The organism is Thioalkalivibrio sp. ALE31, from assembly GCF_000377405.1.
In the GTDB taxonomy this organism is placed as follows: domain Bacteria; phylum Pseudomonadota; class Gammaproteobacteria; order Ectothiorhodospirales; family Ectothiorhodospiraceae; genus Thioalkalivibrio.
On record NZ_KB905021.1, the window covers coordinates 252,908 to 270,834 of the forward strand.

General features: G+C 66.9%; 17 protein-coding genes and 1 riboswitch. Of the genes, 13 read left to right on the plus strand and 4 right to left on the minus strand.

Annotated features, from left to right (window positions below; genetic code table 11):
• Positions 1–33 precede the first annotated feature (33 nt).
• A complete protein-coding gene (gene ahcY / locus D103_RS0104635; RefSeq protein ID WP_018875962.1) occupies positions 34–1,446 on the minus strand; it encodes an adenosylhomocysteinase in 1,413 nt (470 codons plus the stop codon).
• Between the two features lie 19 nt (positions 1,447–1,465).
• Positions 1,466–1,547, minus strand: a riboswitch (S-adenosyl-L-homocysteine riboswitch).
• A gap of 33 nt (positions 1,548–1,580) precedes the next feature.
• Positions 1,581–2,753, minus strand: coding sequence for a methionine adenosyltransferase (metK, locus tag D103_RS0104640; RefSeq protein WP_018865944.1), 1,173 nt, complete (start codon positions 2,751–2,753; stop codon positions 1,581–1,583).
• 405 nt (positions 2,754–3,158) lie between these two features.
• On the opposite strand from metK, the gene tkt reads away from it, so the two are divergent.
• The 6 genes from tkt to D103_RS0104670 all read left to right on the plus strand — a co-directional run bounded on the left by tkt (position 3,159) and on the right by D103_RS0104670 (position 11,010).
• Positions 3,159–5,159, plus strand: a complete 2,001-nt coding sequence (tkt, locus tag D103_RS0104645; protein ID WP_018875963.1) for a transketolase — start codon at positions 3,159–3,161, stop codon at positions 5,157–5,159.
• 41 nt (positions 5,160–5,200) lie between these two features.
• Positions 5,201–6,199, plus strand: a complete 999-nt coding sequence (gap, locus tag D103_RS0104650) for a type I glyceraldehyde-3-phosphate dehydrogenase (RefSeq protein ID WP_018865942.1) — start codon at positions 5,201–5,203, stop codon at positions 6,197–6,199.
• A 139-nt stretch (positions 6,200–6,338) separates the two neighbouring features.
• Complete coding sequence (locus tag D103_RS0104655; protein ID WP_018875964.1) at positions 6,339–7,517, plus strand: phosphoglycerate kinase; 1,179 nt, start codon at positions 6,339–6,341, stop codon at positions 7,515–7,517.
• 38 nt (positions 7,518–7,555) lie between these two features.
• Positions 7,556–8,986, plus strand: coding sequence for a pyruvate kinase (gene pyk / locus D103_RS0104660; protein WP_018875965.1), 1,431 nt, complete (start codon positions 7,556–7,558; stop codon positions 8,984–8,986).
• Between the two features lie 78 nt (positions 8,987–9,064).
• A complete protein-coding gene (fba, locus tag D103_RS0104665) occupies positions 9,065–10,129 on the plus strand; it encodes a class II fructose-bisphosphate aldolase (RefSeq protein WP_018865939.1) in 1,065 nt (354 codons plus the stop codon).
• 104 nt (positions 10,130–10,233) lie between these two features.
• Entirely contained in the window at positions 10,234–11,010 is a 777-nt protein-coding gene (locus D103_RS0104670; protein WP_018865938.1) for a lipid-binding SYLF domain-containing protein, read from the plus strand.
• Here the strand turns inward: D103_RS0104670 and bioD are convergent.
• Together bioD and D103_RS0104680 are read right to left on the minus strand one after the other, a co-directional pair.
• Positions 10,950–11,654: a dethiobiotin synthase gene (gene bioD, locus D103_RS0104675; protein ID WP_018865937.1), complete on the minus strand. Its 705-nt coding sequence runs from the start codon at positions 11,652–11,654 to the stop codon at positions 10,950–10,952. The two genes, D103_RS0104670 and bioD, sit on opposite strands and share 61 nt — an antisense overlap.
• Positions 11,651–12,547, minus strand: a complete 897-nt coding sequence (locus D103_RS0104680; protein ID WP_018875966.1) for a phosphoribosylaminoimidazolesuccinocarboxamide synthase — start codon at positions 12,545–12,547, stop codon at positions 11,651–11,653. Before D103_RS0104680 ends, bioD begins: the two co-directional genes overlap by 4 nt.
• Before the next feature lie 266 nt (positions 12,548–12,813).
• Here D103_RS0104680 and purE point away from each other — a divergent pair, with 266 nt between their 5' ends.
• The 7 genes from purE to D103_RS0104715 all read left to right on the plus strand — a co-directional run bounded on the left by purE (position 12,814) and on the right by D103_RS0104715 (position 17,831).
• A complete protein-coding gene (gene purE, locus D103_RS0104685; protein WP_026280268.1) occupies positions 12,814–13,329 on the plus strand; it encodes a 5-(carboxyamino)imidazole ribonucleotide mutase in 516 nt (171 codons plus the stop codon).
• Complete coding sequence (locus tag D103_RS0104690; RefSeq protein WP_018875968.1) at positions 13,326–14,495, plus strand: 5-(carboxyamino)imidazole ribonucleotide synthase; 1,170 nt, start codon at positions 13,326–13,328, stop codon at positions 14,493–14,495. Before purE ends, D103_RS0104690 begins: the two co-directional genes overlap by 4 nt.
• Complete coding sequence (locus tag D103_RS0104695; protein WP_018875969.1) at positions 14,492–15,109, plus strand: class I SAM-dependent methyltransferase; 618 nt, start codon at positions 14,492–14,494, stop codon at positions 15,107–15,109. Before D103_RS0104690 ends, D103_RS0104695 begins: the two co-directional genes overlap by 4 nt.
• 2 nt (positions 15,110–15,111) lie before the next feature.
• Positions 15,112–15,777 (plus strand): energy-coupling factor ABC transporter permease, encoded by a 666-nt coding sequence (locus D103_RS0104700; protein WP_018875970.1) that lies wholly within the window; start codon positions 15,112–15,114, stop codon positions 15,775–15,777.
• A 143-nt stretch (positions 15,778–15,920) separates the two neighbouring features.
• The gene (locus tag D103_RS0104705; RefSeq protein ID WP_026279172.1) at positions 15,921–16,244 is read left to right on the plus strand and encodes a c-type cytochrome; all 324 of its coding nucleotides are present in this window, start codon (positions 15,921–15,923) and stop codon (positions 16,242–16,244) included.
• Positions 16,245–16,434: 190 nt separating this feature from the next.
• Positions 16,435–17,124, plus strand: a complete 690-nt coding sequence (gene rpe / locus D103_RS0104710; protein ID WP_018865930.1) for a ribulose-phosphate 3-epimerase — start codon at positions 16,435–16,437, stop codon at positions 17,122–17,124.
• 23 nt (positions 17,125–17,147) lie between these two features.
• Positions 17,148–17,831 (plus strand): phosphoglycolate phosphatase, encoded by a 684-nt coding sequence (locus D103_RS0104715; protein ID WP_018865929.1) that lies wholly within the window; start codon positions 17,148–17,150, stop codon positions 17,829–17,831.
• Positions 17,832–17,927: the final 96 nt, after the last annotated feature.

Below are 17,927 nucleotides of genomic sequence, written 5' to 3' on the forward strand. Positions count from 1 at the left end.
ATTAACAACGAATTGAAATGTGAGGCTGGCCGATCAGTAGCGGTAGTGTTCCGGCTTGAACGGGCCATCCACCGGCAGACCCAGGTACTTGGCCTGTTCGTCGGTCAGACGGGTCAGGTTGGCACCCAGCTTCTTCAGGTGCAGCTGCGCGACCTTCTCGTCCAGGTGCTTCGGCAGCACGTAGACGTTCTTGTCGTACTGGTCGCCCTTGGTCCACAGCTCGATCTGAGCCAGGGTCTGGTTGGTGAAGGAGTTGGACATCACGAAGCTCGGATGACCGGTGCCGCAGCCCAGGTTCACCAGGCGGCCTTCGGCCAGCATGATGATCCGGTTGCCGTTCGGCAGGATGATGTGGTCAACCTGCGGCTTGATGTTCTCCCACTCGTACTTGCGCATCGCAGCCACGGCGATCTCGGAGTCGAAGTGACCGATGTTGCAGACGATGGCCTGATCCTTCATGCGGGTCATGTGATCTTCGGTGATCACGTCCTTGTTACCGGTGGCGGTAACGAAGATCTCGGCCTTGTCGGCCGCTTCTTCCATCGTGACCACGCGGAAGCCTTCCATCGAGGCCTGCAGGGCGCAGATCGGGTCGATCTCGGTGATCCACACGGTGGCACCGAGGCCGGCCAGCGACTGGGCGGCACCCTTGCCGACGTCACCGTAACCGGCAACCACGGCGATCTTGCCCGCGATCATCACGTCGGTGGCGCGCTTGATGGAGTCCACGGTGGACTCGCGGCAGCCGTACAGGTTGTCGAACTTGGACTTGGTGACCGAGTCGTTGACGTTGATCGCCGGGAAGGCCAGCTCGCCGTCCTTCGCCATCTGGTACAGGCGATGGACACCGGTGGTGGTCTCTTCGGTCACGCCCTGGATCTTGGCGAGCATGTCGGAGTACCAGGTCGGCTGTTCGGCCAGGCGTTCCTTGATCTTGGCGAACAGGGCTTCTTCTTCCTCGTTCTCCGGCTTGGCGATGACCGACTGGTCCTTCTCGGCCTTGGCGCCCAGGTGCAGCAGCAGCGTGGCGTCACCACCGTCGTCCAGGATCATGTTGGCGCCGCCGTCGAATTCGAAGATGCGGTGGCAGTAGTCCCAGTACTCTTCCAGGGTTTCGCCCTTCACGGCGAAGACCGGGGTGCCGTTGTCGGCGATCGCGGCCGCGGCGTGGTCCTGGGTGGAGTAGATGTTGCAGGAGGCCCAGCGCACGTCGGCACCCAGGGCTTCCAGGGTCTGGATCAGCACCGCGGTCTGGATGGTCATGTGCAGGGAGCCGGCGATCTTCGCGCCCTTCAGCGGCTTGGAGGCCGCGAACTCTTCGCGCGTCTGGATCAGACCGGGCATCTCGGTTTCGGCGATCGCGATTTCCTTGCGGCCGAATTCGGCAAGGTTGATGTCCTTGACGACGTAATCGGTCGTTTTCTTGTCGTTCATCACAGCATTCATGGATTAACTTCTCCGTCTATCTGGATGAGCGCCGTGTTCACGTTTCAGGGGAGCATCCGGCTGAGCCTGACGGTTAAACCGCTGCAGCGCTCCTCAGCCGGATGGGTATTTCGCTTACAAAATGTCGGGTGCTCTTAGAGGCCCGCCATCTTCTTAAGTTCCTCGGCCTTGTCGGTGCGCTCCCAGGGGAGGTCGACGTCTTCGCGGCCGAAGTGACCGTAGGCGGCAGTCGGCTTGTAGATCGGGCGCAGCAGATCCATCATCTGGACCAGGCCCCACGGACGCAGGTCAAACGCTTCGCGGACGAAGCCTTCGATCTTGCGGTCATCCAGCTTGCCGGTGCCGAAGGTGTCGACGGTGATCGAGGTCGGTTCGGCCACGCCGATGGCGTAGGAGACCTGGATCTCGCACTTGTCGGCCAGGCCGGCGGCGACGATGTTCTTGGCCACGTAGCGGCCGGCGTAGGCAGCGGAACGGTCCACCTTGGACGGGTCCTTGCCGGAGAACGCGCCACCACCGTGACGGGCCATGCCGCCGTAGGTGTCGACGATGATCTTGCGGCCGGTCAGGCCGGCATCGCCCACGGGACCACCGATCTCGAACTTGCCGGTCGGGTTGATGTGGATCTGGTCGTCGGAGACCTGGCTCAGCCACTCGGCCGGCAGGACCTTCTTGAAGATCTCTTCGTAGACCGCTTCCTTCAGGTCCTTCTGCGAGATGTCCGGGCTGTGCTGGGTGGACAGGACCACCGCGTCCAGGCCGGCCGGCTTGCCGTCTTCATAGCGCAGGGAGACCTGGCTCTTGGCGTCCGGGCGCAGCCACGGCAGCTTGCCGCTCTTCATCAGTTCGGACTGGATACGCACCATCTTGTGGGCGTAGAAGATCGGGGCGGGCATCAGGGTGTCGGTCTCGCGCGCGGCGTAGCCGAACATCAGGCCCTGGTCGCCGGCGCCCTGGGTGGCGCGGTCGGAGACGTCGCGGTCCACACCCATGGCGATGTCCTGGGACTGTTCGCCCAGCACGTTCAGCACGGCGCAGGTCTTGCCGTCGAAGCCCTTGTCGGAGTCGTCGTAGCCGATCTCGCAGACCGTCTCGCGCACCAGCTTCTCGTAGTCGATCTGCGCGCCGGTGGTGATCTCGCCCAGCAGCATGACCATGCCGGTCTTGGTGGCGGTTTCGCAGGCGATACGGGCGTGCGGATCCTGCTCGATGATGGCGTCGACGATGGTGTCGGAGACCAGGTCGGCCATCTTGTCGGGGTGACCCGCAGAGACCGACTCGGAAGTGAAGATGTAATCGTTGGACATTAGGCGTTCCTTTATGGTCGTTTCCATTTAGTTTTGCGCAAAACGACCGCTAGTGTAACGCGACTCGCGGGATTTTTCTAAGCCCCTCCCCGGCGAGGGTAGGGGCATGTGCCCCCCTGGTCGGTGGCGAGGGCGCAGCGTGGCGCGCCCTGGGGGCGACTTGCCCCGGTGCGCGAAAGTGGCCAAAATGCACCGCGTTTGATGGGGAGAGCTGCCCGCCGCGCTGGCTGCGCCGTCGGGTGGTACCTGCTCCCGCAGGCTGCTCGGGCCGCCGCGCGCCGGAGCGCCGGCCGATAACCGTGAGCCCCTCGTTCGGCCGACTCGTCCGGGTCGGTCGCCGCTGTCGCCTCGCGCCGCCGCCCGCCATCAGCCAAACCCAACACTACTTTAGAGCAGGAGATCAGCATGCCGACCCGTAGAGAGCTTGCCAACGCCATCCGCGCCCTGTCGATGGACGCGGTTCAGAAGGCCAATTCCGGTCACCCGGGTGCGCCGATGGGGATGGCAGACATCGCCGAGGTGCTGTGGAACGATTACATGCAGCACAACCCGGCGAACCCGAGCTGGCCGGATCGCGACCGCTTCGTGATGTCCAACGGCCACGGCTCCATGCTGGTCTACTCCCTGCTGCACCTGACCGGCTACGACCTGCCGATGGACGAGATCAAGCAGTTCCGTCAGCTGCACTCCAAGACCCCGGGTCACCCCGAATACGGTTACACCGCCGGCGTCGAGACCACCACCGGGCCGCTGGGCCAGGGGATCTCCAACGCGGTGGGCATGGCGCTGGCCGAGAAGATGATGGCCGCCCACTTCAATCAGCCCGGGCACGACATCGTCGACCACAACACCTACGCCTTCCTCGGCGACGGCTGCATGATGGAAGGGATCTCCCACGAGACCTGCGCGCTGGCCGGCACCCTGGGCCTGGGCAAGCTGATCGCCTTCTGGGATGACAACGGCATCTCCATCGACGGCGAAGTCGAGGGCTGGTTCACCGACGACACCCCGGGCCGCTTCGAGGCCTACGGCTGGCACGTGGTGCGCGGCGTGGACGGCCACGACGCCGATGCGGTCAAGGCCGCGATCGAAGAGGCCCGCAAGCACAGCGACAAGCCGAGCCTGATCTGCTGCCGCACCGTGATCGGCTTCGGTTCGCCGAACAAGTCCGGCAAGGAAGAGTGCCACGGCGCCGCCCTCGGCGACGACGAAGTGGCCCTGACCCGCAAGGAGCTGGGCTGGAACCACGGCCCGTTCGAGATTCCGGACGATATCTACGCCGGCTGGAGCGCGAAGGACAAGGGCGCCAAGGCCGAGTCCGAGTGGAAGGAGCGCTTTGCCGCGTACAAGCAGGCGCACCCGGAGCTGGCCGCCGAGTTCGAGCGCCGCATCGCCGGTGATCTGCCCGCCGACTGGAGCGAGAAGGCCAGTGCCTTCATCAAGGAGACCGTCGAGAAGGCCGAGAAGGTTGCCTCGCGCAAGGCCTCGCAGAACACCATCGGCGGTTACGCCCCGGCGCTGCCGGAACTGCTGGGCGGCTCCGCCGACCTGGCCGGGTCCAACCTGACCATGTACAGCGGTTCCAAGGGCGTCAGCAAGGACGACGCCGCCGGCAACTACGTGTTCTACGGCGTGCGCGAGTTCGGCATGGCCGCGATCATGAACGGCATCGCCCTGCACGGCGGCTTCATCCCGTACGGCGGCACCTTCCTGATCTTCTCCGACTACGCCCGCAACGGCATCCGCATGTCCGCGCTGATGAAGCAGCGCGTGATGTACGTGCTGACCCATGACTCCATCGGTCTCGGCGAAGACGGCCCGACCCACCAGCCGGTCGAGCAGACCCCGAGCCTGCGCCTGATCCCGAACCTCAATGTGTGGCGTCCCTGCGACGCGGTCGAGACCGCGGTGGCCTGGAAGGCCGGGATCGAGCGCACCGACGGCCCGTCCGCCTTCATCCTGTCGCGTCAGGGCCTGCCGCACATGGAACGTGATGGCGAGCAGCTCGCCAACATCGCCCGCGGCGGCTACGTGCTGAAGGACTGCGACGGCACCCCCGACCTGATCTTCATCGCCACCGGTTCCGAGGTCGAGCTGGCCGTCCAGGCCGCCGACGAACTGGCCGGCGAGGGCAAGAAGGTGCGCGTGGTCTCCATGCCCTGCGTCGAGCTGTTCGAACAGCAGGACCCGGCCTACCGCGAGGCCGTGCTGCCGAACGCGGTGCGCGCCCGGGTGGCCATCGAGGCCGGCGCAACGACCACCTGGTACAAGTTCACCGGCCTCGACGGCGCGGTGTTCGGGCTGGACCGCTTCGGCGAGTCCGCGCCGGGGGGCGCCCTGTTCGACTACTTCGGCTTCAAGCCGGCGAACGTCGCCCAGGTCGCGCGTGACGTGCTGAACGGCTGAGTCCGCAACGATTTCGCATAAGCAATAGAGAGGAGACTCCCATGTCTATCAAGGTTGGTATCAACGGCTTCGGTCGTATCGGTCGCATGGCCTTCCGCGCCATTGCCAAGGACTTCCCGAACCTGCAGGTGGTCGGCATCAACGACCTGCTGGACCCGGAATACCTGGCCTACATGCTGCGCTACGACTCCGTGCACGGCCGCTTCGACGGCGACATCAGCGTCGACGGCGACCACCTGGTGGTGAACGGCAACCGCATTCGCCTGACCGCCGAGAAGGATCCGGCCGCGCTGAAGTGGGGCGACATCAACGCCGACATCGTGATCGAGTCCACCGGCCTGTTCCTGACCGCCGAGACCGCCCAGAAGCACCTGGACGCCGGCGCCAAGAAGGTGGTGATGTCCGCGCCGTCCAAGGACGACACTCCGATGTTCGTCTACGGCGTGAACCACGGTGACTACGCGGGCCAGAACATGGTCTCCGCCGCCTCCTGCACCACCAACGCCCTGGCCCCGGTGGCCAAGGTGCTGAACGACACCTGGGGCATCAAGCGTGGCCTGATGACCACCGTGCACGCCGCCACCGCGACCCAGAAGACCGTCGACGGCCCGTCCATGAAGGACTGGCGCGGCGGCCGCGGCATCCTGGAGAACATCATTCCGTCCTCCACCGGTGCCGCCAAGGCTGTGGGCAAGGTGCTGCCGGAACTGAACGGCAAGCTGACCGGCATGGCCTTCCGTGTGCCGACCTCCGACGTCTCCGTGGTCGACCTGACCGTGGAACTGAACGGCGACGCCAAGTACGACGACGTCTGCGCGGCCATGAAGAAGGCGGCCGAAGGCGAGCTGAAGGGCGTGCTGGGTTACACCGACGAGCTGGTGGTCTCCACCGACTTCCGTGGCTACACCGCCCCGTCCGTGTTCGACGCCGGCGCCGGCATCCAGCTGGACCCGACCTTCGTGAAGGTCGTCGCCTGGTACGACAACGAGTACGGCTACACCTGCAACATGCTGCGCATGGTGGAGCACGTCGCCAAGTAATGGCGGATGGCCGGGCCCTCTCCGGGGTCCGGCCGTTTCTCTTCCCGGGTCCAGAGGCCTGGGGCCAGCCCCTTCGGGGGCTAGCCCGAAGCCTTTTTCCTTTATCTTTCTTTTCAACCGTATTTCGAGAGGTACTCCCATGTCTGTCATCAAGATGACCGATCTCGACCTGCAGGGTCGCCGCGTACTGGTGCGTCAGGATCTGAACGTCCCGGTGAAGGACGGCAAGGTCACCTCCGACGCCCGCATCCGTGCGAGCCTCGAGACCGTGCAGAAGGCGCTGGACGGTGGCGCCGCCGTGATGCTGATGTCGCACCTGGGCCGCCCCACCGAGGGCGAGTTCTCCGAGGAGGATTCCCTGGCCCCGGTCGCCGAGCACATGGCCGGTCTGCTGGGCCGAGAGGTGCGTCTGGTGCGCGACTACCTCGACGGTGTGGACGCCCAGCCGGGCGAGGTGATCCTGCTTGAGAACGTGCGTTTCAACGCCGGCGAGAAGAAGGACGACGAGGCCCTGGCGAAGAAGTACGCGGCCCTGTGCGACGTGTTCGTGATGGACGCCTTCGGCACCGCCCACCGCGCCCAGGCCTCGACCCACGGCGTGGCGAAGTTCGCCCCGCAGGCGTGTGCCGGCCCGCTGCTGGCCAAGGAGCTGGAGGCCCTCGGCCATGCCCTGGAGACCCCGAAGCGCCCGCTGGTGGCCATCGTCGGCGGCTCCAAGGTCTCGACCAAGCTGACCGTGCTGGAGTCGCTGTCCAACGTGGTGGATCAGCTGATCGTCGGCGGCGGGATCGCCAACACCTTCATCGCCGCCCAGGGCCACAGCGTGGGCAAGTCGCTGTTTGAATCCGACCTGGTGGACGAGTCCAAGCGCCTGATGGAGGCGGCCCGCGCCAAGGGCGGCGAGATCCCGGTCCCCACCGACGTGACCGTGGGCAAGGAATTCTCCGAATCGACCCCGGCCGAGACCAAGTCGGTCGACGCGGTAGCCGATGACGACATGATCTTCGACGTCGGCCCCGAGACCGCGGCGACCTACGCCGAGGCCCTGCGCAACGCCGGCACCATCGTCTGGAACGGCCCGGTGGGCGTGTTCGAGTTCGACCAGTTCGCCGGTGGCACCAAGGCCCTGGGCGAGGCCATCGCCGAGAGCAACGCGTTCTCCATCGCCGGCGGGGGCGACACCCTGGCCGCGATCGACAAGTACAACCTGGCCGATCGCATCAGCTATATCTCCACCGGCGGTGGCGCCTTCCTCGAGTTCCTGGAAGGCAAGACCCTGCCGGCCGTCGCCATCCTGGAAGAACGCGCCAAGGGCTGACGCCCGGGCGCGTCCACCGCTGACGGAGATCGACGCGGATGAGACGTACCAAGATCGTGGCCACCCTCGGGCCGGCCACGGACAGCGACGATGCCATGGAGGCCATCATCCGGGCGGGTGTGGATGTGGTCCGGCTGAACTTTTCGCATGGCGACCCGGACGACCATCGTCAGCGCCTGGCTCGGTTGCGCGCGGCCTCCGAGCGCGCCGGACGCTGTGTCGGGGTCCTCGGTGACCTGCAGGGGCCGAAGATCCGGATCGACCGGTTCCAGCAGGGCAAGGTGCATCTGGAAGAGGGCGCGCCCTTCGCGCTGGATGCCGAGCTGGATCGGGATGCCGGGGATGCCACCCAGGTGGGGCTGACCTACAAGGACCTGCCGGCCGATGTGGTGCCGGAGGATATCCTGCTGCTGGACGACGGCCGCATCGTGCTGAAGGTCAAGGCAGTGAAGGGCAGCCGGATCGAGACCACGGTGCAGGTCGGCGGGGAGCTGTCCAACAACAAGGGCATCAATCGCCAGGGCGGCGGACTCTCCGCTCCGGCGATCACGGACAAGGACCGCGAAGACATCCGCCTGGCCGCCGAGCTGCAGGTGGACTACCTCGCCGTGTCCTTCCCGCGTTCCGCGCAGGACCTGCACCTGGCGCGCAGCCTGCTGAAGGATGCCGGCTGGGAGGCCGGGATCTGCGCCAAGATCGAGCGCTCCGAGGCCCTGGAGGTGATCGACGAGATCATCGCCGCCTCCGAGGTGATCATGATCGCGCGCGGCGATCTGGGTGTGGAGATTGGTGACGCCGAGCTGCCGGGCGTGCAGAAGACCCTGATCACCCGGGCACGGACCCTCAATCGTCTGGTCATCACCGCGACCCAGATGATGGAGACCATGATCCAGAACCCGATCCCGACCCGCGCCGAGGTGTTCGACGTGGCGAATGCGGTGCTCGACGGCACCGACGCGGTGATGCTCTCCGGCGAGACCGCCACCGGGCGCTACCCGGCGCGCGTGGTCACCAGCATGGACCGGATCTGCGAGGCCGCGGAGCGTCAGCGCGCCGCGCGTCAGTCCGACCACCGCATGGATTCGACCTTCGGCCGGGTCGACGAGGCCATCGCGATGGCCACCATGTACACGGCGAACCATCTGGATGTCGCCGCGATCGCCGCGCTGACCGAGTCCGGCTCCACCGCACTGTGGATGTCGCGCATCAGTTCGGGCATCCCGATCTACGCGCTCACCCAGCACGAGTCCACCAGCCGCCGCATGACGCTATATCGCGGCGTCTACCCGGTGACCCTGAACCCGATCCCCGAGAGCCACGAAAGTGTGAACCGTGAAGCGGTGAACTTGCTCAAGGCCGAGGGCGTCGTGCAGGATGGCGGGCTGGTTATCATTACGAAGGGCGACCTGCAGGGCGAGCATGGCGGTACCAACGCCATGAAGATCGTGCGCGTCGGCGAACTGGCCTGACCCGCGCACCGCCCGTGGTCGAGCAGTCAAGAATCGGTTTATCTACTACCTCAGTCCGAATCCCGTAAGGAGGAATCCATGGCACTGATCTCACTTCGCCAGCTTCTGGACCATGCCGCCGAGCATGGCTATGGCATGCCGGCGTATAACGCCAACAACATGGAACAGGTCCACTCGATCATGGAAGCGGCCGCTGCGGTCGACTCCCCGGTGATCATTCAGGCCTCCGCCGGAGCCCGCAAGTACGCCGGCGAGCCCTTCCTGCGTCACAACATCATCGCCGCGATCGAGCAGTACCCGGACATCCCGGTCGTGCTGCACCAGGACCACGGCTCCGAGCCGGCGGTCTGCCTGCGTTCCATCCAGTCCGGTTTCAGCTCGGTGATGATGGACGGCTCCCTGATGCCCGACATGAAGACCCCGGCCACCTACGAGTACAACCGTGACGTAACCGCCAAGGTCTCCGAGATGGCGCACTCCTGCGGTGTCTCCGTGGAAGGCGAGCTGGGTTGCCTGGGCTCTCTGGAAACCGGTCAGGCCGGCGAGGAAGACGGCTCCGGGGCCGAGGGCACCTTGTCCCACGACCAGCTGCTGACCGACCCGGACGAGGCGGCCGACTTCGTGAAGAACACCAAGTGCGACGCCCTGGCGATCGCCATCGGTACCTCCCACGGCGCCTACAAGTTCACCCGTCCGCCGACCGGTGACATCCTCGCCATCGAGCGCATCAAGGAGATCCACAAGCGCATCCCGGATACCCATCTGGTCATGCACGGGTCCTCCTCCGTTCCGCAGGAGTGGCTGGACATCATCAACAAGTACGGCGGCGACATGGGCGAGACCTATGGCGTGCCGGTTGAAGAGATCCAGGAAGGCATCAAGCACGGCGTGCGCAAGGTCAACATCGACACCGACCTGCGTATGGCCTCCACCGGTGCGGTGCGCAAGTTCCTGGCCGAGAATCCGAAGGAATTCGACCCGCGCAAATTCCTGAAGGCCTCCACCGCGGCCATGAAGGACATCTGCCAGGCCCGTTACGAGGCCTTCGGTTGCGCCGGCATGGCGTCCAAGATCAAGCCGATCTCCCTGGACGACATGGTCAAGCGCTACCTGTCCGGCGAGCTGGATCCCAAGGTCAACTGATCCTGCGGATTGCAGCACGAAAAAGGGGGCTTCGGCCCCCTTTTTTTGTGCCATGATGCCGCCATCGGAACACCGTTATGGAGGATTCCTCGATGCACCGAAGGATGCCCCAGATTCTTGCTCTTCTGCTGTTCGTGGCGTTCGCCGGAGCGGCTCAGGCCAACCCGTTCAGCCGCGAGATCGATCCGCAGGACATTATCGACCGCGCCCAGGCGACGGTGGAGAACATGGCCACCCATCCCGAGTACGAGTCCCTGAAGGAGGACCTGCGCGACGCGCGCGGCGTGGTTATTTTCCCGCGCGTGGCACGCGGTGCCTTCCTGATTGGGGGGTCTGGCGGAATCGGGGTGTTCCTCGCGTGGGACGACGAGCGCGGCGACTATTCCCCGGTGGCCTTCTACTCGCTCGGCTCGGTCAGCTTCGGCATGCAGTTCGGCGGCGATGCCGCCGAGGTGGTGATGGTCGCGCGCACCCAGGATGCGGTCGACTCCATGTTCGGCTCTGCCATCCGTCTCGGGGCGGATGCGTCGGTGGCCGCGGGCCCGGTGGGGGCCGGTCGCAGTGCGACCCCCACGGCCGACTTCCTGTCGTATTCCCGCGCCCGCGGCGCCTACCTGGGGATGAGTCTCTCCGGTTCGCGTATGACCGTGCGTGACGACTTCAACGAGGCCTACTACGGCGAATCGCAGCGCCCGGTGCATATCATCGAGACCCGCCGGGTCGACCGCGAAGGGACCCGCGCCCTGCGCGAGACGCTGGCCGGTTTCCGTGCCGATGCCGCCGACGAGGAGCCGGCCCCGGCCGACTCCGAAGCCCGTGGTCAGGAGCGCGAGTCCTCCGGCGGGGTGCGCCCGGACAACTTCGAGGTCGAGAGCTTCTGAACCAGCGCTGCGCGGGTGATGCCTTCCGGTGACGTGATGACCGGGGCGCGGGTCCGGGCGCGCAGGGCCGTGGCGTTGTCGAGCCGCGGGTCGCAGTCCGCTCGGCGGCGGTTGAGCACAATCCCGGCCAGACTCAGGCCGCGCCGTTCGAGCGCCTCCAGGGTCAGCAGGCAGGTATTCAGCGTGCCCAGCCGGTCCTCCGCGACCAGCAGCACCGGCAACCCGAGGTGCTCGGCGAGGTCCGCGTTCAGGCCGTCGGCACAAAGCGGCGAGTAGAAGCCCCCCGCGCCCTCCACCAGCCGTGGCCCCGTGCCTTCGCCGGCGCAGGCCGCCGCCAGTTCCGCGAGCGTCAGGTGCACGCCCTGGTTCGCGGCGGCCTGGTCGGGGGCGATGGCATCGGGGAAGCGCCAGGGGGTGACCTGTGCGATCGCGGTGTCCGGCAGGCCGGCCGCGCGGGTCAGGTTCAGCCCGTCCTCGGGCAGCAGGCCGTCGGGGCCCGGCGGGCAGCCCGACTCCACCGGTTTGCGCGGCTGCGGCGCCAGGCCCTGCTGCCGCCAGCACTCCAGCAGCGCGCAGCCGACGAAGGTCTTGCCGACCCCGGTATCGGTGCCGGTGACGAACAGGCCCTGCAGGGTCTCGCTCATGCGGCGCGGGTCAGGCGCTCCAGGGCCTCGCGGTAGCGCGCGGCGGTCTGTTCCACCACCGCCGCGGGCAGTTCGGGGCCCGGCGGCTGCTTGTCCCAGTCCAGGGTCTCGAGGTAATCGCGCACGTACTGCTTGTCGAAGGACTCGGGGCTGCGCCCCGGCGCGTACTGGTCGGCCGGCCAGAAGCGCGAGGAGTCCGGGGTCAGCACTTCGTCGATCAGGTGCAGCGTGCCGTTGGCGTCGACGCCGAACTCGAACTTGGTGTCGGCGATGATGATCCCGCGCCCGGCCGCGTAGTCCCGTGCCATCGCGTAGATCGCCAGCGCCGCATCGCGGACCTGGCGGGCCCGTTCCGCGCCGATGGTGGCGACCACCGCATCGAAGTCGATATTGGCGTCGTGGTCACCGACGTCCGCCTTGGTGCTGGGCGTGAAGATCGCCTCCGGGAGCTGCGAGGCGAGTTCCAGCCCGTCCGGCAGCGGAATGCCGCAGACCGCGCCGCTCGCCTGGTAGTCCTTCCAGCCGGAGCCGATCAGGTACCCGCGCACCACGGCCTCCACCGGCAGGGCCTCCAGCCGGCGGATCACCAGGCTGCGTCCTTCCAGTGGGGCACGAATCGCCGGGTCCGGGATGACCAGCTCCAGCGGGATATCGGTCAGCTGGTTGGGGATGCCCAGCTCGCGCTGGATCTTGTCCATCCAGAACCGGGTGATCTCGGTCAGCACCCGGCCCTTGCCGGGCACGCCGGTCGGCAGGATCACGTCGAACGCGGACAGGCGGTCGGTGGTGACCATCAGCCAGTGATCGGCATCCACCGCGTAAAGGTCGCGCACCTTGCCGCGATGGACGAGTTCCAGGTCGGGGATATGGCTTTCGAGCAGGGTATCGGTCATGCGGCGATTCTACCGGGCGCGGGCTTGATGCACCACGAAGCTCACGAAGACACGAAGAAGGTCAACGGCGGTTGCACTACGGAGGACACAGAGAGCACAGAGAAGGCCGTAATGGTATCGGGGGCGGCAGGATGTGCAGAGATGTGCAGAGCAAAGCGAATCGCATCATGTCTCTGTAGCTCCGACCGGGGTTTTCTTCGTGCCTTCGTGTGCTTCGTGGTGAACACGGCTTGTCGGGTGGGGCCGGGGTCGCTATCGTTCGGGCCATGACTGAGACGGCTGGCAATAGGGCGCCGCGCGTGGGCGTGGTAATGGGGAGCACCTCCGACTGGGCCACGATGGAGCGGGCGGTGGATGTGCTGGATGAACTCGGCATTCCGTTCGAGGCCCGGGTGGTCTCCGCCCATCGCACGCCGGATCTGCTGTTCGAGTACGCCGAACAGGCGCGCGGGCGCGGGCTGCAGGCGATCATCGCCGGGGCGGGCGGGGCCGCGCACCTGCCGGGGATGCTCGCCTCCAAGACCCCGGTACCGGTGCTGGGCGTACCGGTGGCCTCGCGTCACCTGAAGGGCCAGGACTCGCTGCTCTCCATCGTCCAGATGCCGCGCGGGATCCCGGTGGCGACCTTCGCGATCGGCGAGGCGGGGGCCGCCAACGCGGCGCTCTTTGCCGCCGCGATGCTGGCCAATACCGATCCCGAACTGCGCGAGCGTCTGGATGCCTTCCGCCAGTCCCAGAGCCAGGCCGTGCTCGGGCAGACCCTGCCGCCGGACCCGTCATGATCCAGCCACCTGCGACTCTCGGGCTGCTCGGTGGGGGGCAGCTCGGCCGCTATTTCGTGGAGGCCGCGCAGGGCATGGGTTATGCCGTCTGGGTGCTCGACCCGGACCCGGCCAGCCCGGCCGGGCGGGTGGCGGCGCGCCATGTGTGCCAGGCCTTTGACGACCCCGATGCCTTGCAGGCGCTGGCCGGGGCCTGCGAGGTGATTACCACCGAGTTCGAGAACATCCCGCGCGCCGCGGTGGAGTGGCTGGATGCCCACGCCTGTCTGCGCCCCGGGCCACGCGCCCTGACGGTTGCCCAGGACCGCCTCGAGGAGAAGGCCTTTCTCGGCGAGATCGGCGTGGCGGTGGCCCCGTGGCAGGCGGTGCCGGCGGGCCTGACGCCCGAGGTGCAAACCGATGCCGGAGCCCCGGATTTCCCGGCGATCCTGAAGACCGCGCGCCTGGGTTATGACGGCAAGGGGCAGGTGCGGCTGGCCGCGGCCGGCGAACTGCCGGCAGCGCATGCTGAGCTGGGCCAGGTGGACTGCGTGCTGGAGTCCCGGGTGGAGCTGGAGCGCGAGCTGTCGGTGCTGGTTGCGCGTACCGCCGATGGCGCCACCGAGGCCTTTCCGGTCGCGGAGAACACCCATCGCGACGGCATCCTGCACCTGACGCGCGTCCCGGCACGGGCCGGGGACGAGGTGCGCGAGCGCGCCACGGCCATCGCCCGGCACGTCGCCGAGCGGCTCGACTATCAGGGGGTGCTGGCGGTCGAGTTCTTCCTCACGGCGGACGGCGAACTGCTGGTCAACGAGATCGCGCCGCGTCCCCACAATTCCGGGCATTACAGCCTGGATGCCTGCACTGTCAGCCAGTTCGAGCAGCAGGTGCGCGCGGTCTGCGCCCTGGGGCTGGCGCCGGCCCTGCTGACCGCGCCGGTGGCGATGGTGAATCTGCTGGGCGACCTGTGGCCCGCGGGCGGCTCGCCCGACTGGCGGGGCGTGCTGGCCGCCGGCCGGGCGCGACTGCACCTGTACGGCAAGGCCGAAGCGCGTCCGGGGCGCAAGATGGGGCATGTGAACGTACTCGGCCTGCCCGGCGAGGATGATGCCACCGCCGTGGCCTCCACCGCCGAGACCCTGTGGCAGGGCCTGGCCAGTGCCGGCGGGGAGGGCGAGGCATGACCGCGGCATTCCCCAACACCCAGGCGCGGCGCGCCCGACAGGCGGAGCTCAAGCGCGACCTTGAGTTCGAGGACACCCTTGCGGGCGAGCATCTGCGGTTTCGCACCACCTGGGGGCTGTTCTCCCCGCGGCGAATCGACGACGGCACCCGCATGCTGCTGGAGCGCATCGAGGTGCATCCGGCGGACGCCTGCCTGGACCTCGGCTGCGGCTACGGCCCGATCGGCCTGACGCTCGCGCGCAAGGCCCCGCAGGGGCTGACGACCCTGGTCGATACCAACTATCTGGCGGTGGAGTACAGCCAGCGCAACGCCGAGCTCAACGGCATCGCCAATGTGGAGTGTCTGACCAGCAACGGCTTCTCGCGCATCCGCGATCGGCGGTTCGATCTGGTGACCTCCAATCTGCCGGCCAAGGTCGGGCGCGAGATGCTGCAGACCTATCTGCTGGACGCCCACGAGCAGATGAACCCCGGCGGACGCATCTATGTCGTAACCATTACCGGACTGCGGCGGTTCATCGAGAAGGGGTTCAAGGACGTGTTCGGCAACTACGACAAGGTCAAGCAGGGCCGCGAGTACACTGTCGCGGCCGCCGTGCGCGAGCCCGACTGACCATGGTCGAGGGGGCGGGCGAACTCCCGGTCGCGCTCCGCGTGCTGTCCGCCGTGCTGCTGGGCCTCGGCATGCTGGTGATGCTCCGGCGCATGCCCTGGGAGGCCTTCTTCGTGCCCGGTCGCGCGCAGCTGTTCGTGATCGCCACGCTGTGCCTGCTGCTGATCTGGAGCCTGCGGGCGCAGACGCTCGATGGCCTCGCCCTGCACTTCCTTGGCATGACCACCGTGACCCTGATGTTCGGCTGGCAGCTGGCGATCCTGATGGTGTTTCTGGTGGTGGCGACCCTGGGCCTGTTCGGCGCCCTGCCGCTGGCGGCCTTCCCGCTGACGGTCCTGCTGGCCGGCATCCTGCCGGTCGCGGTCACCTGGGGGTTGCTGCGGCTGTCCCAGAACTACCTGCCCGCGCACATGTTCATCTACCTGTATGCCGTGGGCTTCCTCGGCGGCGCGCTTTCGGTGGTGGCGACCGTGCTGGCCTCAGCGGCGATCTACGGCCTGTTCACCGAGCTGGCCTGGGTCGACATCTATCGCGACTACCTTCGCTACCTGGCATTGCTGGTGCTGCCCGAGGCGGTGGTCAACGGGATCGTGATTACCGGGCTGGTGATGGTGCGCCCCGAGTGGCTGGCGACCTGGTCGGACGAGCGCTACATCCACGGCCGCTGAGGCCGAGAATGGCCTGGTGCCGCGCTGCAGGGATGCCCCTGTTTGATTCTGTGTTAATGCAGCATTCAGGAACACCCTGCTACCGTTCGCTTCAAGACAGGGCGATGACCCTGTCCAGGATCGTGAACGAGGAGACCACAACAATGAAAACCAAGCTGTTCGTGCTGGCCGGTATCGCCGGCAGTGTCCTGATGCTGTCCACCATGGCGCAGGCCGCCGACATCCAGGCCGGTCAGTCCAAGTACCAGAACACCTGCGCCAGCTGCCACGGCGCGCAGGGTCAGGGCCAGGCGATCTTCCCGGCGCTGGCCGGCAAGGACGCCGACTACCTGACCGACAAGCTGGAGCGCTATCGCGCCGGCGAGGAGGTGGGTGACCACACGGCCCTGATGCGTCCTCAGGCCCAGGGGTTGAGCGATGACGACATCGCCAATCTGTCCAGCTACATGGCGGCCGAGTTCAACTGATCCGGGCGCACTGCCGCTGGCAGGCGAGACCGCGACGGGCCGGGGGTTTTCCCCCGGCCCGTTTGCGTTGGAGGGCGCGTCACATGCGTCGCCTTTTGCCTGGCATGGCGGCATCCGGTAAAGTTTCGCGGTTCCGAGAGCGTGGCCGATGGTCGGCCCCGCTATCCCAGAGATTCCTGCGAGGCTTTCCATGGCACAACCCGATTTTATCGCCCCGTCCATCCTGTCCGCCGATTTCGCCCGTCTGGGCGAGGAAGTCGACAACGTCCTGGCCGCCGGGGCCGACACCGTCCACTTCGACGTGATGGACAACCACTACGTGCCGAACCTGACCATTGGCCCGCTGGTCTGCGATGCCCTGCGCAAGCACGGCGTGACCGCGCCGATCGACGTGCACCTGATGGTCAAGCCGGTGGATCGCATCATCCCGGACTTCGCCCAGGCCGGTGCCAGCTACATCACCTTCCACCCGGAGGCCTCCGACCACATCGACCGCACCCTGCAGCTGATCCACTCCGAGGGCTGCAAGGCCGGACTGGTGTTCAACCCGGCCACGCCGCTGTCCTATCTCGAGTACGTGATGGACAAGGTCGACATGATCCTGCTGATGTCGGTGAACCCGGGCTTTGGTGGCCAGAAGTTCATCCCGAACACCCTCGACAAGCTGCGCGCCGCGCGCAAGATGATCGACGACTCCGGGCGTGACATCCGCCTCGAGATCGACGGCGGCGTGAAGGCCGACAACATCCGCGAGATCAAGGCCGCCGGGGCCGACACCTTCGTCGCCGGGTCCGCGATCTTCGGTGCCGGCAGCGACTCCGATCCGAACCGCTACGACAGCATCATCCAGCAGATGCGCGACGAGCTGGCCAAGGCCTGAATCGACGGCCACTGGAGACCGGGATGTCCCTGAAACGCCCCCGCATGATCCTGATCGACCTGGACGGCACGCTGATCGACAGCGTGCCGGACCTGGCCTACAGCGTGGACGCGATGATGCGCGAACTGGGGCTGCCCGAACGTGGCGAGCCGGCCGTGCGCAACTGGGTCGGCAACGGGGTGGAACGGCTGGTCAAGCGGGCGTTGGTGAACGACCTCGAGGGCGAGCCGGACCCGGAGGCCTTCGAGCGGGCGCTGCCCGTCTTCATGCGCATCTACCAGGAGAACACCGCCGGGCGCTCGCCACTGTACCCGGGCGTGCGCGAGGGGCTGGACCAGCTGAAGGCCGCGGGCTTCCGCCTGGGCTGCGTGACCAACAAGGCCGAGCGCTTCACGGTGCCGCTGCTGCGCGAGAAGGGCATCCTCGACGACTTCGAGATCGTGGTCGCCGGCGACGCCCTGCCGCAGAAGAAACCGGACCCGGCGCCGCTGCTGCATGCGGCGAAGGAGTTGGGTGTAGACCCCTCCGAGGCGCTGATGGTCGGGGACTCGAAGAGCGACGTGAAGGCGGCACGCGCGGCCGGCTTCCAGATCGTCTGCATGACCTACGGCTACAATCACGGCGACGACATCCGCGACGAGAACCCGGACGCGGTTCTCGACCGGCTGGACGAGCTGCCCGGACTGCTGCCCGCTCGGGCGGCCTAGGGAAACACGGACCCATGATTGCAACGGACCGGACAACGGAGCGATGGCGAGACGGCGAATGATCCGCCGCGCCGTCCGTCCCCCTTGTCAGGAACC

What these genes read in the sequence shown, in the direction of transcription:
- D103_RS0104655 (WP_018875964.1), top strand. Translation starts at nt 6,339, where the DNA reads ATGTCTGTCATCAAGATGACCGATCTCGACCTGCAGGGTCGCCGCGTA.
- D103_RS0104690 (WP_018875968.1), top strand. Translation starts at nt 13,326, where the DNA reads ATGATCCAGCCACCTGCGACTCTCGGGCTGCTCGGTGGGGGGCAGCTC.
- fba (WP_018865939.1), top strand. Translation starts at nt 9,065, where the DNA reads ATGGCACTGATCTCACTTCGCCAGCTTCTGGACCATGCCGCCGAGCAT.
- ahcY (WP_018875962.1), bottom strand. Translation starts at nt 1,446, where the DNA reads ATGAATGCTGTGATGAACGACAAGAAAACGACCGATTACGTCGTCAAG.
- bioD (WP_018865937.1), bottom strand. Translation starts at nt 11,654, where the DNA reads ATGAGCGAGACCCTGCAGGGCCTGTTCGTCACCGGCACCGATACCGGG.
- pyk (WP_018875965.1), top strand. Translation starts at nt 7,556, where the DNA reads ATGAGACGTACCAAGATCGTGGCCACCCTCGGGCCGGCCACGGACAGC.
- rpe (WP_018865930.1), top strand. Translation starts at nt 16,435, where the DNA reads ATGGCACAACCCGATTTTATCGCCCCGTCCATCCTGTCCGCCGATTTC.
- D103_RS0104715 (WP_018865929.1), top strand. Translation starts at nt 17,148, where the DNA reads ATGTCCCTGAAACGCCCCCGCATGATCCTGATCGACCTGGACGGCACG.
- D103_RS0104705 (WP_026279172.1), top strand. Translation starts at nt 15,921, where the DNA reads ATGAAAACCAAGCTGTTCGTGCTGGCCGGTATCGCCGGCAGTGTCCTG.
- metK (WP_018865944.1), bottom strand. Translation starts at nt 2,753, where the DNA reads ATGTCCAACGATTACATCTTCACTTCCGAGTCGGTCTCTGCGGGTCAC.
- D103_RS0104680 (WP_018875966.1), bottom strand. Translation starts at nt 12,547, where the DNA reads ATGACCGATACCCTGCTCGAAAGCCATATCCCCGACCTGGAACTCGTC.
- gap (WP_018865942.1), top strand. Translation starts at nt 5,201, where the DNA reads ATGTCTATCAAGGTTGGTATCAACGGCTTCGGTCGTATCGGTCGCATG.
- D103_RS0104670 (WP_018865938.1), top strand. Translation starts at nt 10,234, where the DNA reads ATGCCCCAGATTCTTGCTCTTCTGCTGTTCGTGGCGTTCGCCGGAGCG.
- purE (WP_026280268.1), top strand. Translation starts at nt 12,814, where the DNA reads ATGACTGAGACGGCTGGCAATAGGGCGCCGCGCGTGGGCGTGGTAATG.
- tkt (WP_018875963.1), top strand. Translation starts at nt 3,159, where the DNA reads ATGCCGACCCGTAGAGAGCTTGCCAACGCCATCCGCGCCCTGTCGATG.
- D103_RS0104700 (WP_018875970.1), top strand. Translation starts at nt 15,112, where the DNA reads ATGGTCGAGGGGGCGGGCGAACTCCCGGTCGCGCTCCGCGTGCTGTCC.
- D103_RS0104695 (WP_018875969.1), top strand. Translation starts at nt 14,492, where the DNA reads ATGACCGCGGCATTCCCCAACACCCAGGCGCGGCGCGCCCGACAGGCG.